Annotated in this window: 17 protein-coding genes and 1 pseudogene; 7 read left to right on the forward strand and 11 right to left on the reverse strand. The window is 70.1% G+C overall.

Translation table 11 applies throughout. The features are described from left to right. Positions 1 to 175: 175 nt before the first annotated feature. Positions 176 to 436 (reverse strand): UBP-type zinc finger domain-containing protein, encoded by a 261-nt coding sequence (locus tag ACIGXP_RS06050; RefSeq protein WP_363214457.1) that lies wholly within the window; start codon positions 434 to 436, stop codon positions 176 to 178. A 61-nt stretch (positions 437 to 497) separates the two neighbouring features. On the opposite strand from ACIGXP_RS06050, the gene ACIGXP_RS06055 reads away from it, so the two are divergent. Then, positions 498 to 2,093: a Na+/H+ antiporter gene (locus ACIGXP_RS06055; protein WP_363214456.1), complete on the forward strand. Its 1,596-nt coding sequence runs from the start codon at positions 498 to 500 to the stop codon at positions 2,091 to 2,093. Between the two features lie 9 nt (positions 2,094 to 2,102). Here ACIGXP_RS06055 and ACIGXP_RS06060 read toward each other — a convergent pair whose 3' ends face one another. Next, the gene (locus ACIGXP_RS06060) at positions 2,103 to 3,002 is read right to left on the reverse strand and encodes a 1-aminocyclopropane-1-carboxylate deaminase/D-cysteine desulfhydrase (RefSeq protein WP_399764487.1); all 900 of its coding nucleotides are present in this window, start codon (positions 3,000 to 3,002) and stop codon (positions 2,103 to 2,105) included. 4 nt (positions 3,003 to 3,006) lie between these two features. Then, positions 3,007 to 3,609, reverse strand: coding sequence for an N-acetylmuramoyl-L-alanine amidase (locus ACIGXP_RS06065; protein ID WP_363214454.1), 603 nt, complete (start codon positions 3,607 to 3,609; stop codon positions 3,007 to 3,009). 217 nt (positions 3,610 to 3,826) lie between these two features. Between ACIGXP_RS06065 and ACIGXP_RS06070 the strand changes: the two genes are divergently transcribed. The 3 genes from ACIGXP_RS06070 to ACIGXP_RS06080 all read left to right on the forward strand — a co-directional run bounded on the left by ACIGXP_RS06070 (position 3,827) and on the right by ACIGXP_RS06080 (position 7,016). Continuing rightward, a complete protein-coding gene (locus tag ACIGXP_RS06070) occupies positions 3,827 to 5,233 on the forward strand; it encodes a family 2B encapsulin nanocompartment shell protein (protein ID WP_363214453.1) in 1,407 nt (468 codons plus the stop codon). Positions 5,234 to 5,357: 124 nt separating this feature from the next. Next, complete coding sequence (locus ACIGXP_RS06075) at positions 5,358 to 6,476, forward strand: family 2 encapsulin nanocompartment cargo protein polyprenyl transferase (RefSeq protein WP_399764491.1); 1,119 nt, start codon at positions 5,358 to 5,360, stop codon at positions 6,474 to 6,476. A gap of 207 nt (positions 6,477 to 6,683) precedes the next feature. Beyond that, positions 6,684 to 7,016 (forward strand): DUF952 domain-containing protein, encoded by a 333-nt coding sequence (locus ACIGXP_RS06080; RefSeq protein ID WP_363214451.1) that lies wholly within the window; start codon positions 6,684 to 6,686, stop codon positions 7,014 to 7,016. Between the two features lie 60 nt (positions 7,017 to 7,076). Here ACIGXP_RS06080 and ACIGXP_RS06085 read toward each other — a convergent pair whose 3' ends face one another. The 3 genes from ACIGXP_RS06085 to ACIGXP_RS06095 all read right to left on the reverse strand — a co-directional run bounded on the left by ACIGXP_RS06085 (position 7,077) and on the right by ACIGXP_RS06095 (position 8,743). Beyond that, the gene (locus ACIGXP_RS06085; protein ID WP_399764494.1) at positions 7,077 to 7,841 is read right to left on the reverse strand and encodes a VOC family protein; all 765 of its coding nucleotides are present in this window, start codon (positions 7,839 to 7,841) and stop codon (positions 7,077 to 7,079) included. Between the two features lie 91 nt (positions 7,842 to 7,932). Further along, entirely contained in the window at positions 7,933 to 8,349 is a 417-nt protein-coding gene (locus ACIGXP_RS06090; protein ID WP_023546852.1) for a VOC family protein, read from the reverse strand. Positions 8,350 to 8,389: 40 nt separating this feature from the next. Beyond that, the gene (locus ACIGXP_RS06095) at positions 8,390 to 8,743 is read right to left on the reverse strand and encodes a helix-turn-helix transcriptional regulator (RefSeq protein ID WP_399764498.1); all 354 of its coding nucleotides are present in this window, start codon (positions 8,741 to 8,743) and stop codon (positions 8,390 to 8,392) included. A gap of 106 nt (positions 8,744 to 8,849) precedes the next feature. Between ACIGXP_RS06095 and ACIGXP_RS06100 the strand changes: the two are divergent. Next, positions 8,850 to 9,258 (forward strand): annotated as a pseudogene (locus tag ACIGXP_RS06100) (XRE family transcriptional regulator); the annotation flags it as partial. Between the two features lie 66 nt (positions 9,259 to 9,324). On the opposite strand, the gene sodN reads toward ACIGXP_RS06100, so the two are convergent. Beyond that, complete coding sequence (gene sodN, locus ACIGXP_RS06105; RefSeq protein ID WP_014674929.1) at positions 9,325 to 9,720, reverse strand: superoxide dismutase, Ni; 396 nt, start codon at positions 9,718 to 9,720, stop codon at positions 9,325 to 9,327. Positions 9,721 to 9,865: 145 nt separating this feature from the next. On the opposite strand from sodN, the gene sodX reads away from it, so the two are divergent. Beyond that, positions 9,866 to 10,300: a nickel-type superoxide dismutase maturation protease gene (gene sodX, locus ACIGXP_RS06110; RefSeq protein WP_363214498.1), complete on the forward strand. Its 435-nt coding sequence runs from the start codon at positions 9,866 to 9,868 to the stop codon at positions 10,298 to 10,300. Here the strand turns inward: sodX and ACIGXP_RS06115 are convergent. Further along, positions 10,204 to 10,833 carry a CGNR zinc finger domain-containing protein gene (locus ACIGXP_RS06115; RefSeq protein WP_399764502.1) on the reverse strand — a complete coding sequence of 210 codons (630 nt, stop codon included), beginning with the start codon at positions 10,831 to 10,833 and terminating at the stop codon, positions 10,204 to 10,206. The two genes, sodX and ACIGXP_RS06115, sit on opposite strands and share 97 nt — an antisense overlap. Positions 10,834 to 11,057: 224 nt before the next feature. Here ACIGXP_RS06115 and ACIGXP_RS06120 point away from each other — a divergent pair, with 224 nt between their 5' ends. Then, the gene (locus ACIGXP_RS06120) at positions 11,058 to 11,300 is read left to right on the forward strand and encodes a hypothetical protein (RefSeq protein ID WP_363214448.1); all 243 of its coding nucleotides are present in this window, start codon (positions 11,058 to 11,060) and stop codon (positions 11,298 to 11,300) included. Positions 11,301 to 11,359: 59 nt separating this feature from the next. Here the strand turns inward: ACIGXP_RS06120 and ACIGXP_RS06125 are convergent, their stop codons facing one another. From ACIGXP_RS06125 to ACIGXP_RS06135, 3 genes are read right to left on the reverse strand one after another with little or no spacing between them, the layout of a single operon-like run. Further along, positions 11,360 to 12,112 (reverse strand): amino acid ABC transporter ATP-binding protein, encoded by a 753-nt coding sequence (locus ACIGXP_RS06125; RefSeq protein WP_363214497.1) that lies wholly within the window; start codon positions 12,110 to 12,112, stop codon positions 11,360 to 11,362. 50 nt (positions 12,113 to 12,162) lie between these two features. Next, positions 12,163 to 13,107: an amino acid ABC transporter permease gene (locus tag ACIGXP_RS06130; protein ID WP_399764505.1), complete on the reverse strand. Its 945-nt coding sequence runs from the start codon at positions 13,105 to 13,107 to the stop codon at positions 12,163 to 12,165. Between the two features lie 46 nt (positions 13,108 to 13,153). Then, the gene (locus ACIGXP_RS06135; protein ID WP_363214446.1) at positions 13,154 to 14,104 is read right to left on the reverse strand and encodes an ABC transporter substrate-binding protein; all 951 of its coding nucleotides are present in this window, start codon (positions 14,102 to 14,104) and stop codon (positions 13,154 to 13,156) included. Between the last annotated feature and the right edge of the window lie 338 nt (positions 14,105 to 14,442).

Raw genomic sequence — 14,442 nt, forward strand, 5'->3', positions numbered from 1 at the left:
CAGTAAAGCTGTGTATACGCTCCGTGTCTAGAGGGTGTGCGGGCCCAAATGGGAAGTGGGCGCGCCGGGTTGACGTACCCAGACGTCACACGCTCGAACCGTCGTGCGGTCGTCGCCGCATGCAGTGTCACATGAGAACGGGGTCAGGCGGGAATGTGATCACGCGACGGCCTGCTCAGGCCAGTACATGGTCCACGAAGCACCACCGCCACTCCTCGCCCGGCTCGAAGGACCGCATGACCGGGTGACCGGTCGTCTCGTGGTGCTGCGTGGCGTGCCTCCCCGGCGAGGAGTCGCAGCAGCCGACGTGTCCGCAGCTGAGACACAGCCGCAGCTGGACGGGGTGCGTGCCGTCCCGCAGGCACTCCGGGCAGGTGGCGTCGAGCGGATCCGGCTCCGGGTGCGGCAGCGCGTCGGTGTGCGTGCACTGTTTCATGATTGCCAGATTACGACGGGTGTGCGGGTGGCCGCGCGGACAACGAGGGTGGGCGAGGATCATGGACGTGATGCCGCTGCTGTTGCTGGTGGCGGGCAGTGCGGCGGTCGCGGGGGCCGCCCGGCGCACCCCCGTGCCGGCCCCGCTGCTGCTGGTCGCCGTGGGCCTGGTGGTCTCGTACGCCCCCGGCGTCCCGCACTACACGCTGGACCCGGAGATCGTCCTGCCCCTGGTGCTGCCCCCGCTGCTGTACAAGGAGGGCACGGAGAGCTCGTACCTCGATCTGCGCGCGCAGATGCGGCCCGTGGGGCTGCTGTCGATCGGGTACGTGCTGTTCGCGACCTTCGTCGTCGGCTGGGTCGCCTACCTCGTCGTCCCGGGGCTGCCACTGCCCGCCGCGCTGGTCCTGGGCGCGGTGGTCGCACCGACGGACGCGGTCGCGGCCGCGGCGATCGCACGCCGGGTCGGCCTGCCGTCCCGGATCACCACCATCCTGCAGGGCGAGTCCCTGCTCAACGACGCCACCGCGATCACCGCGTACAAGGTGGCCCTCGCCGCGGCCGTCGGCGAGGGAGCCACCTGGGCGGGCGGTGTCGGCGAGTTCCTGCGGGCCGCCGTCGGCGGTGTCGTCGTCGGACTGGTGCTCATGGTGCCGATCCACTGGCTGCGCACCCACCTGAAGGAGGCGCTGCTGCAGAACACCCTCTCCCTGCTGATCCCGTTCGTCGCCTATGGCGTGGCCGAGCAGTTCCACGGCTCCGGAGTCCTCGCGGTCGTGGTGGTCGCGGTCTACCTCGGACACCGCGCGTGGGAGGTCGACTTCGCCACCCGGCTCCAGGAGGACGCGGTGTGGCGGATGGTCGCCTTCGTGCTGGAATCGGCGGTGTTCGCGCTGATCGGCCTGCAGTTGCCGACCGTCCTGAAGGGGCTGGGCGCCTACCGGGGCGCGGATGCGGCCTGGTACGCGATCGCGGTCTTCCTCGTGGTCGTAGCGGCCCGGTTCGTCTGGGTGTTTCCGGCGACCTTCCTGCCCCGCCGGCTCTTCCGCCGCATCAGGGAGCGCGAGGACGACCCCACCTGGCGCGGGCCGGTCGTGACGGGGTGGGCCGCCATGCGCGGTGTGGTGTCCCTGGCCATCGCGTTCTCGATCCCGCTCACGGTGCACGGCGGCGCCCCCTTCCCGCAGCGGAACCTGATCCTGTTCCTGACCTTCACCACCGTCATCGGCACCCTCGTGGTGCAGGGCCTGACCCTCGCGCCGCTGATCCGCCTGATGCGGTTCCCCGGGCGCGACCGGCAGGCCGAGACGCTCGCCGAGGCCAACGCCCAGGCACAGGCCTCCCGGGCCGCCGAGAGCCGCCTGGACGACCTCCTCTCCGACGAGCGCAACGCCCTGCCCCCGCCGCTCGCCGACCGCCTGCGCACGGTCCTGGAGCGCCGTCGCAACGCGGTCTGGGAGCGTCTCGGCCAGACCAACCCGGTCACCGGCGAGACCGTGGACGACACCTACCGCCGGCTCTCCCGCGAGATGATCAGCGCCGAACGCGAGGTCTTCGTCAAGCTCCGGGACAACCGCTACATCGACGACGAGATGCTGCGCGCGCTGCTCAGACGCCTGGACCTGGAGGAGGCGGCGGCCTACCGGGAGGCGGCCTAGTGGGTGTCCCTAGCCCTCCGGGAACGGCCGCCCGGTGACGACGGCGGCGATCGTCGTCCCGCGCGCGAAGGCGCCCTCCCCGGCGAGGGAGACAAGTCCGTAGAGCAACTTGGCGACATAGAGACGTTCGACGGGCAGCCCGTGGCGGTCCTCGAAGTCTTCCGCGAAAGCGTGCAGGCCGGGTGTCGTACGGGCGTAACCGCCGAAGTGGAAACGCTCGTCGAGCGACCAGGAGCCGGTACGGGCGCCGAAGGCACGTTCCTGCAGACTCCGTACCTCGCCTTCCAGGAAGCCGCCCTTGAGGACCGGTATGCCGAGCGCGCGCTGTCCGGCCGCCAGCCCGGCGGCGAGCCCCGCGAGGGTGCCGCCGGTGCCGCAGGCGACCGCCACGACGTCGGCGTGCCCGCGCAGTTCCCCGCCGAGGGCCCGGCAGCCGTGTACGGCCGCGCTGTTGCTGCCGCCTTCGGGGACGACGTACGCCTCCTCGGCGCCGGCCGCGCGCAGGATCGCGGCCAGGGTCTCCGGCTCCGTCTTGCGGCGGTACGCCGACCTGCCGACGAAGTGCAGGCGCATGCCGTCCGCCGCACACCGGGCCAGGGAAGGGTTGAGCGGACGGCCGGCCAGCTCCTCGCCGCGGACCACGCCGGTGGTCGGCAGACCGAGGAGGCGGCCCGCGGCGGCGGTGGCGCGCAGGTGGTTGGAGTAGGCACCGCCGAAGGTGACCAGGGGGCGGCCTCGGGCCGCCTCCACGTTCGGCACGAGCTTGCGCCACTTGTTGCCGATGAGGTCGGGGTGGATCAGGTCGTCGCGCTTCAGGAGCAGCTGGAGTCCGTGACGGCCGAAGCGCTCGTCCCTGACCTCCTGAAGAGGGGAGGGCAGGCGCGGGGTGAGCGGGTCGGTGCTGGTCACTGCCTCATTGTCGCCACCCCTCCAACCGCTCGGCCACCCGCTCCCGCAGCCACCCCATCCCGAAACCCCTCGGATCCACCTTCCCTGGCTGCCACTCCAGGTGGCCGATCACCGAGCTCTCGGTCCACCCGTGCCGGCGGCACACCGCAGCCGCCGCCCGGGTGACCGCGTCCAGCTGGACCTGCGGCCAGGGGTCCTCCCCGTCGCCCAGGTTCTCGCACTCGAAGCCGTAGAAGTGCCGGTTGCCGTCGGTGTTCGCCTCGTTGTCCGGCGGCAGCCCCTCCTCGGCGATCACCGCGCGCAGCACGTCGTCGTCACCGAGGCCGGCGTGGTTGGCGCGGCCGTAGCCGACCAGATGGACCCTGCCGTCCTTGGTGATCACGCCGTGGCACAGCGGGCCCGGCAGCGCCGGACGGCCGTCCCTGCACATCTGCACCGTGTGCGCGCTGCCGCGGGTCACCGTGTGGTGGATCATCACGCCGTGGACGGGCCCCCACGGGCCCTTGTGATTGCGGTTGTGGTTCTGCCAGTCGCCGACCTCGACGACGGTGACGCCCTCCGCTCGCAGAGCGTCCAGAAACCCGCTCGCGGACATGGGTGGGGCCATGCCGCCTCCTTCGTTCCGTGCCGGTCCGTTCCGGTCGCCGGACGCTACCGAAACCGGACCCCGGACCACGACGAGATCCCTCTTCGTGCCCAGTAATCCGATGATCCATTCCCGCTCTTTCGGGTAATGGCGCGGCCACTGACAGTGATGGAAGGCTCGGTTGCGAGACCGGTGCCTGCGCGATTCGGCACCGGGAATACCTGGGAGGCAATTCTCTATGTCGGTAGGCGAAGAGGTCCGCACGGATCAGAGCAAGCCGCAGCAGTCCCTCGGGACGGCGGCCGCGCGGAACCTGGCCACCACCACCAAGTCCGTCCCGCAGATGCAGGAGATCAGCTCCCGCTGGCTGCTGCGCACACTCCCGTGGGTCGACGTCCAGGGCGGCACGTACCGCGTCAACAGGCGACTGACGTACTCCGTCGGCGACGGCCGCATCACCTTCGTGAAGACCGGCGACCAGGTCGAGGTCATCCCGGCCGAGCTCGGCGAACTGCCGGCCCTGCGTTCCTACGAGGACGAGGAGGTGCTGACGGAGCTGGCCCGGCGCTGCCGCCAACGCGACTTCGCGGCCGGTGAGGTGATCGCCGACTTCGGCAACCAGACGGGCGAGGTGTACCTGCTGGCGCACGGCAGGGTCGAGAAGATCGGCACCGGCCCCTACGGCGACGACGCCGTCCTCGGGGTCCTCGCCGACGGCGCCTACTTCGGGGAGCAGGCGCTGCTGGACCCGGACGCCATCTGGGAGTACACCGTCCGCGCGGACACCGCGACCACGGTGCTGATCCTCAGCCGCCAGGACTTCCAGCAGATCGCCGAGCGCTCCGACACCCTGCGTGCCCACCTGGAGCAGCTGCGCTCCGTCCCGGAGCAGCGGACCAACAAGTACGGCGAGAAGGAGGTCGAGCTGGCGGCCGGTCACTCCGGCGAGCCCGACATCCCGCACACCTTCGTGGACTACGAGGCACGGCCCCGCGAGTACGAACTGAGCATCGCCCAGACCGTGCTGCGCATCCACACACGCGTGGCCGACCTGTACAACCAGCCGATGAACCAGACCGAGCAGCAGCTGCGGCTCACGGTCGAGGCACTCAAGGAGCGCCAGGAGCACGAGCTGATCAACAACCGCGACTTCGGCCTGCTCCACAACTGCGAGTACGACCAGCGGATCCAGCCGCACGACGGCGTGCCCAGCCCGGACGACATGGACGAGCTGCTCAGCCGCCGGCGCAGCACCAAGCTGTTCCTGGCCCATCCGCGCGCGATCGCCGCGTTCGGACGCGAGCTGAACAAGCGCGGCCTGGTCCCGGAGACCGTCGAGATCGGAGGCAACCGCATCCCCACCTGGCGCGGGGTGCCGATCTACCCGTGCAACAAGATCCCGGTCACTCCGGAGCGCACGACCTCGATCATCGCGATGCGTACCGGTGAGCAGGACCAGGGCGTCGTCGGTCTGCGCCAGTCGGGCATCCCGGACGAGATCGAGCCGAGCCTGTCGGTCCGCTTCATGGGCATCAACGAACAGGCCATCATCAAGTACCTGGTGACGGCCTACTACTCGGCCGCCGTGCTGGTGCCCGACGCGCTCGGTGTGCTGGAGAACGTCGAGATCGGCCGCTGGAGGTGACGTTTCCGCACTTCGCGGCCGTGTCCCCGCCCGCCGCGGCGGGTAGACCCTCGGAACATGCGTCCGGCCGGGCCGGCGACGCCGGCGTCCGCGGACCTGGCGAGGGGGAGACATGGCCGAGTTCATGACGGAGACAGAACAGCGTTCCCCCGTCGTGCCGCACCCCGGCACGGCGGGGGAACGGAGGGGGAGGACCGACGCCGGTCCGTTCGACGGACAGGAGGCAGCGGTCCTGCTGGAGTGCACCCGGGCCGTCGTCGACCCGGAGCTGCGCGCGGCCCTGGAGTCGCTGCCCGGCGCCATGCGCCGGATCGCGTTCTACCACTTCGGCTGGCAGCACGCGGACGGCACCCCGGCAACGGGCAAGGCCGGCAAGGCGATAAGGCCCGCGCTCGTCCTGGCGTCGGCCGCGGCCCTCGGCGGGCCGGCGGCCCGGGCGGCGGCGGTCCGGGCGGCGGTGGCGGTCGAACTGGTCCACAACTTCACGCTGCTGCACGACGACGTGATGGACCGGGACACCTCCCGCCGGCACCGGCCCACGGCCTGGACGGTGTTCGGCGACGCCGACGCGATCCTCGCGGGCGACGCCCTCCAGGCACTGGCCCTGCGGCTGCTCGCCGAGGACCCGCACCCGGCCTCGGGACCGGCCGCGGCCCGGCTCGCGGACTGTGTCCTGGAGCTGTGCGCCGGCCAGCACACCGACACGGACCTGGAGCGCCGCGCCCCGGACGAGGTCACCCTCGACGAGGTGCTCGCCATGGCCGAGGCCAAGACCGGCGCGCTGCTGGGCTGCGCCTGTGCCCTCGGCGCGCTGTACGCGGGTGCCGGCGACGAGGACGTGGCGGCACTGGACGGCTTCGGCCGCCAGGCGGGGCTCGCCTTCCAGCTGATCGACGACGTCATCGGCATATGGGGCGACCCGCGGCGCACCGGCAAGCCGGCCGGCGCGGATCTCGCGGCCCGCAAGAAGTCGCTGCCCGTGGTGGCGGCCCTTTCGACCGGCACCGAGGCGGCGGCCGAACTGGCCGAGCTGTACGGCAAGCCGTATGTCTCCGGTGACGCCGAGGGCATCGCGCGCACGGCCCTGGCCGTGGAGCGGGCGGGCGGCCGGGACTGGGCGCAGGCCGAGGCGGCCGACCGGATGGCCCGTGCCGTGCACGAGCTGTCCCGAGCGATCCCCGCCCCCGAGGCGGCGGGCGGTCTGCTGGCGCTCGCCGAGTTCGTGACCCGGCGCAGCAGCTGAGTGCTGCCGGCACCGGCAGCCGGGAGAAGCCCCGGAGTCCCGGGCCCGTGCGACTCCTGACCTCGCACGGCCCCCGGCATTCCGGCCGGGCGGGCCCCGCACATCCCCACGGCGTGCGGGGCCCGCCGCATGCGCACGCGCGGAAACACCGCTGAGCCCGCCGCCGGTACACCGCTGAGCCCTCAGCCGGCGCCGTACCGTGGGCGCATGCCGAAACTGCCCCGTATTTTCCACATCACCGAACGCTCCCTCTGGGAGACGGCGCGCGAGCGCGGCTCCTATGAGGTGTCCACCCGTGGCCGCACCCTCCAGGAGGAGGGCTTCATCCACTTCTCCACCCGCGAGCAGCTCCCGCGTATCGCCGCGTTCCTCTACGGCGACTACGACGGCCCGGACGAGCTGGTCGTGCTGGTCGTGGACCCGGCCCTGGTCGGCGCGCCGGTGAAGTACGAGGCCCTGGAGCCCGGCGGCGAGGAGTTCCCCCATGTGTACGGGCCGGTGCCGGCCGGCGCCGTGGTGGACGTGGAGCCCTGGAAGTGACCGACGAGGGGGCGCGCGCCGCGGGCGCCGGTGGCGGTGCGCGGTGACCCTGGTGTGCCTCTACGCGTCCTCCGGGCGCCGAGCGGCGCCGGGCAGGCCGCCGGTCTCCGGGTCCCGGCCGGTCAGGCAGTAGGTGCCGCCCGCCGGATCGCGCATCACCGTCCAGTGCGGGCCCCCGCCCACCCGGACCGCCCCGTACCCCTCGTGCCGGGCGCGGACGGCGGCGATGTCCGCGCAGGCGAGGTCGAGATGGGCGGAGACGGGACGTTCCTCGTCGAGCCGTTGGAGAAGGATCCGGACGGGCAGCTGCGCCGGCGGCTTCAGCACCTCGAACTCCGGTCGTGACCCGGTCTGCCGCTCCCAGCCGGTGAGGCGGGCCCAGAAGGCGGACTCGGTGGCGTACGCCGACGGCGGGATGTCGAGGCACACCTGGTCGAGCCGACTGCCCGCCACCACCGGCGGCCGCACCGACTCCCCGTGCCAGGGCACGGCACAGAACAACTTCCCTGCAGGAGAGCGCAGTACGGCCCATCCGCCGTGGTCCGCCACCACCTCCGCGCCGAGTTCACGGGCCGTTCCCGTCAACCCCCGCACGTCCTGAGTGCAGAGGTCGAGGTGGGCGCCGCCCTCCCCCTCGATGACACCCTGGAGCTTCACGCAGGCGTCCGCCCCGCCGTCGTCCTCGGGCAGCAGGGTCAGGAACTCCCCCCGGTCACCGCGGGGTTCGGACGGCCGGGTACCGGTGACGGCGGCCCAGAAGGCGCGGGCCTCGGGCAGCCGGGCGGCGGGCCGGTCCGCGAAGGCGTACGTCCAGCGAATGATCATGACGGGGAGTGTAGGCGCCAACTGCCCAACGGCCCGCGGCATTTCGCGTACGTTGTATTACACGCGCCCGGTATCTCACGTTCCCGGTATTTCACTCCGCGGGCCGCTGGAGGAAGCGCAGCTGGTTGCCCGCCGGGTCGCGGAAGGCGCAGTCGCGCACCCCGTACGGCTGGTCCGTGGGCTCCTGGAGCACATCGGCGCCGGACTCCCGCACCCGCTCGTACAGCGCGTCGCAGTCCTCGGTCGTGAAGATGACACCCCGCAGCATGCCCTTGGCGAGCAGCTCGGCCATCGCCTGCCGGTCGGCGGGTGAGGCGTCCGGGTTCGCACCGGGCGGCTCCAGCACGATCTCGACGTCCGGCTGCAGCGGCGAGCCCAGCGTCACCCAGCGCATGCCCTCGAAGCCCACGTCGTTGCGGACCTCCAGGCCGAGCACGTCACGGTAGAAGGCGAGCGCCTTGTCGTGGTCGTCCACCGCGATGAAGCACTGCTTGAGTTTCACGTCCATGCGCTCACGCTAGGCCCATCCGGATCCGGGCGCGCGCCTGTCACCAGGGCCGGCGGCGCGGGCGGGTGAACGTACGGGCCACGCAGGACGGGATCACCGCGCTCTCCTCGTGGTCACGGGCCCGGTAGGCGCTCGGGGTCTCCCCGACCAGCTCGGTGAAGCGGGAGCTGAAGGAACCGAGCGACGTACACCCCACGGCGAGGCACACCTCGGTCACGGTGAGGTCGCCGCGGCGCAGCAGCGCCTTGGCCCGCTCGATCCTGCGGGTCATCAGATAGCTGTACGGCGTCTCGCCGAAGGCCTTGCGGAAGCTGCGCTGGAAGTGGCCCGGCGACATGTGGGCGCCGCGGGCCAGCTCGGTCATGTCGAGCGGCTCGGCGTACTCGCGGTCCATACGGTCGCGCACCCGCCGCAGCCGTCTGAGGTCCTCCAGGGTCACGCCGACAGCTTGGCACAGGACACCGACACCGGTCTCTCTCCTTTCGGACGGTGGCCTGCGGCTGGTGGCACGGGAGAAGGCGCAGGGCAACCCCAATCCGGCCACCCTGGTCCGGCTCGCCGACGCCCTCGGCATCTCGGTGTCCGCGCTCATACAAGGGCCGTCCCGGGGCCGTGTCCGCGTGGTGGACGCGGGCCATGTCGCTCCCCTGTGGACCGGGGAACGTGGCAGCGAGGCCCGGCTCGTGCTGACGACCTCGGGTCCGGCCCCGGTCGAGGTCTGGCGCTGGCGGCCGGAACCGGACGAGGAGTACCCCAGCCACCCCCAACCAGGCCGGAGTCGTGGAAACCGTCAGCGTCATCTCCGGCCGGATGACCCTGACGGTCGACGCCGCCGAGCACACCCTCCAGGCCGGCCAGACTGAAAGACCGCACCCGGCCCCTCATGGACGCCGTGCTCGGCGGCCGTGAGGACCGGGTGCGGACAGAGAGACCCTGCAATCAAGGAAACCGCGGGTCAGAAGGCGTTGATGGAGATCAGGCCTTCTTGGTCTCCCAGAAGATCTTGTCGATCTGGGCGATGTAGTCCAGCGCCTTCTGGCCCGTCGCCGGGTCGGTGGACGCCTTGGCGGCCGAGAGGGCCTTCAGGGTGTCGTTGACCAGCTGGTGCAGCTCCGGGTACTTCTCGAAGTGCGGGGCCTTGAAGTAGTCGCTCCAGAGCACGGAGACGTGGTGCTTCGCGAGCTCCGCGCGCTGCTCCTTGATGACGGTGGCGCGTGCCTGGAAGTGGGGGTCGTCGTTACCGGCCATCTTCTCCTGGACGGCCTTCACCGACTCCGCCTCGATGCGGGCCTGGGCAGGGTCGTACACGCCGCAGGGCAGGTCGCAGTGGGCGCTGACCTTGACCTTGGGGGCAAACAGGCGGGAAAGCATGGAGCATTCCTTCCTCGTGATCGTCTTCTCAGGTGCGACATTACTCCCTGCAGAAGGCGATTTCTCGGGTGCCCCCTAGGGCTTAGGACAAAAGTCCAGGGTCAGACTGAGACTGGTGGAGGAACGGACCGGGGAGGTGCCGGGGATGCCGGAGCTGTCGCAGGAGACCGAGCGGGGGAGGGCGGTGGCGCCGTTCGGGCTGGCCGAGGTGACCGGCCCGTCCATGGTGCCCACGCTCCAGCACGGGGACCGGCTGCTGGTGCAGTACGGGGCCTCGGTCAGGGCGGGGGACGTCATCGTCCTGCGTCACCCGTTCCAGCAGGACCTGCTCGTCGTCAAGCGTGCCGTGGAGCGGCGCGAGGGCGGCTGGTGGGTGCTCGGGGACAACCCCTACGCGGGCGGGGACAGCACCGACTACGGAGTCGTACCGGACGAGTTGGTGCTGGGCAGGGCACGCTTCAGGTACCGGCCGCTCCCGGCCGGTCAGCGTTCGCCGCTGACGCTGGTGCGCTGGGCGCTCTCGGCCGCCAGGCCGCTGCTGGCCGACCGGTCGGCCTCCAGGCGCTTGCGGGCCCGGTAGGCGGCCACGTTGGCGCGGGTCGCGCAGCGGTCGGAACAGTAGCGCCGGGAGCGGTTGGTGGAGGTGTCGAGGTAGGCGTTGCGGCACGGCGTGGCTTCGCACAGGCCGAGGCGGTCGACGCCGTACTCCGTCAGGTGGAAGGCGAGGCCCATCGACGCGATGGCCGCGTAGCCGGCGGTGGCGTTGGAGGGGTGGTCGGCCAGGTGCATGTGCCACAGCGGACGGCCGTCCTCGTCGCGGTGGTCGTGGCCGGAGATCTGCGGCGACACCGGGAACTCCAGCAGCAGTGAGTTCAGGAGGTCCACGGCCAGGGTCTCGTCGCCCTGGTCGGCCGCCTCGAAGACCGCGCGCAGCCGGGCCCGCACCGAGCGGAAGCGGGTGACGTCGGCGTCGGTGGCGCGGCGGGCCGCCGACGAGTTGTCGCCGAAGAGGTCGCGGACGGCCTCGACCGAGGTCAGTGAGTCCTTGCCCCGGGCCGGTTCCTCGGTGTTGACGAGCCGGACGGCGTAATCCGAGTAATAGGCCAGTTCCACTTGTAGTCCTTACGGGGGCGCTTCATGGTCGTGTCTGCGTCGGGTAACAGCCGGTCGTGTGTCCAGGGTATTACGCAAACCGGGGAATTCGACATGGCCGAGGGTGTGGCCGGGGCGTCGGGGTGTGCCGGGGCCGTGCGAGTGGTTAGTTCGATGAGCCGTTTTTGATAAGGGATGCCCGGGTAGCTAGGCGGCGACATATCGTCCCAAATGCGGAGGAAGACGTGTTTGCACGTAGGGCCCTGGCCATCGCGATCGCTACCCCCGTCCTGCTCGCCACGATCGGCATGACGGGTGCAGCCGCGTCCACCCCGGAAAAGTCCGCCCATGCGCAACAGATCGCCCGGCCCAAGCCTGTCCATGGCCGTACGCACGGCGAGGCGGCCGGAAAGAACGCCGAGGAAGAAGAAGAGGAAGAGGGCGGCATCCTCGGCACCATCACCGGTGAACTCGCGGGTCGTTTTTGAAGTCATGTCGAAGGAAGGGGCGGTACGGAACATCCGTACCGCCCCTCACCGATGTGTGATCACAGGACCTTCGACAGGAACGACTGCGTCCGTTCGTGCTGAGGGTTCGTCAGGACCTCACGGGGATGGCCCGATTCGACCACCACGCCCTCGTCCATGAACACCAGACTGTCGCCCACCTCGCGGGCGAAGCCCATCTCGTGGGTGACGACGACCATGGTCATGCCGGACTCGGCGAGATCCCGCATGACGTCGAGGACGTCGCCGACCAGCTCCGGGTCCAGGGCCGAGGTCGGCTCGTCGAACAGCATCAGCTTCGGCTCCATCGCCAGGGCCCGGGCGATGGCCACCCGCTGCTGCTGGCCGCCGGACAGCTGCGAGGGGTAGTGCCCGGCCCGGTCGGCCAGGCCCACGCGCTGCAGCAGCTGCATGGCCTGCTCCCGGGCCTGCGTCTTGCTCACACCCTTGACCTGCACCGGCGCCTCCATGACGTTCTCCAGCGCCGTCATGTGCGGGAACAGGTTGAAGCGCTGGAAGACCATGCCGATGTCCCGGCGCTTCGTGGCGACCTCGCGGTCGCGCAGCTCGTACAGCTTGTCGCCCTGCTGGCGATAGCCGACCAGCTCGCCGTCGACGTACAGCCGGCCGGCGTTGATCTTCTCCAGGTGGTTGATGCACCGCAGGAAGGTCGACTTGCCGGAGCCGGAGGGGCCGATCAGGCAGAACACCTCGCCCGGCTCGACCTCCAGGTCGATGCCCTTGAGCACCTCGACGTGACCGAAGGACTTGTGCACGCCCTGCGCCCTGACCATGGGGACCGTGCCCTTGGCCGGCGCGTCCTGCGTCTTGCTCAGCTTGTCGTTCATGCCGCGCCCACCGCTCCCCTCGGACGGCCCAGCGAGAACATGTTCGCCTTCACCTTCTGCCACGGCGTCGGCGGCAACTGGCGGCTGGAACCGCGGGCGTAGTAGCGCTCGATGTAGTACTGGCCCACGCTCAGCACCGAGGTCATGATCAGGTACCAGGCCGCGGCGAGGAAGTACATCTCCACCGGGGCGCCGGAGTTCTGGCCGATGTCCTGGGCGTAGCGGAACAGCTCGGGATACTGGACGGCCGCCACCAGCGAGGTCGTCTTCAGCATGTTGATCACTTCGTTGCCCGTCGGCGGCACGATCACGCGCATCGCCTGCGGGATGATCACCCGGCGCAGCGTCTTGCTGTGGCTCATGCCGAGCGCGTGGGCCGCCTCGGTCTGGCCCTCGTCCACCGCGAGCAGGCCCGCGCGGCAGATCTCGGCCATGTAAGCCGCCTCGTTCAGACCCAGGCCGAGCAGCGCCGTCAGCAGCGGCGTCATGAAGTTCGACCAGTAGTCCTTGTAGAACGGCATCAGGTTGATGTAGTGGAAGACCAGGCCCAGGTTGAACCACAGGAACAGCTGGACCAGCACCGGGGTGCCGCGGAAGAACCAGATGTAGAACCAGGCGATCGACGAGGTCACCGGGTTCTTCGACAGCCGCATGATCGCGAGGACGATGCCGCCGACGATGCCGATCAGCATCGACAGGACCGTCAGCATGAGGGTCTTGTAGACACCGGTCATGATGCGGTGGTCGAAGAAGTAGTCCGGCACCGCGTGCCAGTTGATGTCGCCCTGGCTGAAGGCGTAGACGATCGCGACGAGGATCGCGATGGCGACGACGGCGGAAACATATCGCCCGTAGTGCCGGACCGGGATGGCCTTGATGGCCTCCGGACCGGCCGGGGGAGTGCTGCTGTTCTCCCCGGCCGTCTTCTGGATGTCAGTCACGCGTGTTGCCTCTCAGTGGCCGCTTCTGCTCGTGTGCTTCCGCGGGTCACTTGCCGCCGTTGATCACGGACTCCTGGACGGCGCCGTCCTTGGCGCCCCACTTCTGGAGGATCTTCGCGTACTCGCCGTTCTTGATGATCGCGTTCATCGCGGCCTGGAGGGCGTCGCGCAGCTGCGTGTCCTTCTTGGCCACGGCGATGCCGTACGGGGCCGCCTCCACCTGCTGGCCGACGATCTGGAAGTTCTTGCCGCCGCCGGAGGTCTTCACCGCGTACGCGGCGACCGGGAAGTCGGAGGAGGCGGCGTCCACACCGCCGGAGCGCAGCCGGGTCTGGGACTGCTGGTCGTCGTCGAACGGCTCGATGGTGAGCTTCTTGCCGCTCGGACACTTCTTGGCCTCCTGCTTGGCCAAGTCCTCCGAGACGGTGCTGCGCTCCACGGCGATCTTCTTGCCGCACAGGTCCGACCAGCCGTTGATGCCCTGGGTGTCGCCCTTGCGGGTGTAGATCGAGACACCGGCGGTCAGGTAGTCGACGAAGTCGACGCCCTCGCCGACCTTCTTGCCCGTGTCCGGGTCGATGCCCTGCTGGCGGTCCTTGTTGTCCGTCATCGCCGACATGGCTATGTCGAAACGGCCGGAGCGCAGACCGGTGAGCAGACCGTCGAAGGTGCCGTCCTGGAACTCCAGCGTCACGCCGAGCTGCTTGCCGAGAGCCGCCGCGAGGTCCGGGTCCAGGCCGACGGCCTTGCCGGAGGAGTCCTTGAACTCCACCGGGGCGTACTTGATGTCCGAACCGACCTCGATCTTGCCCTTGTCCCTGATGTCCTTGGGGAGCTTGTCGGCGAGCGGAGCGCTGTTGGAGCCGGAGTCCTTGCTCTTGTCCTTGGTCTGGTCACCACAGCCGGTGAGCAGCAGGGTGCCCGCGACCGCGATCGCACCGACCGCTGCCAGACGGGAGCGGGCGGCGGTCGTACGACGGGTGGAGCTTGCGGTCATCGTGGTTCCTCCGGCGGATGGGAAGAGGTGCCGATGGGTCGACGAGTACACACACCTTCGGGTGTTGCGACCTCGTGGGTTTACCGCATCTTGCCATTCGGACTAAGCCGTTCAGGGGGCTGACTATGTCAAAATCGGATAACGGGTGACCCCCGAAACCGCCTCAGGTCGGTACATCCTTGGTTCAACAGCACCGAACCATCTGTCGAAGTCCGGCCATATGGCCGGAAAATCTTCGGCGCATCTCACGATGTGGTCAGCGTGCAGACCTGCGTACGACGTCTTCGCGCGCTTGGCGCGGTTGTCAGCCGCGTGTCACCTCACGGCGGCTTTCCGGT

Source organism: Streptomyces sp. NPDC053069, from assembly GCF_044546895.1.
Lineage (GTDB): Bacteria > Actinomycetota > Actinomycetes > Streptomycetales > Streptomycetaceae > Streptomyces.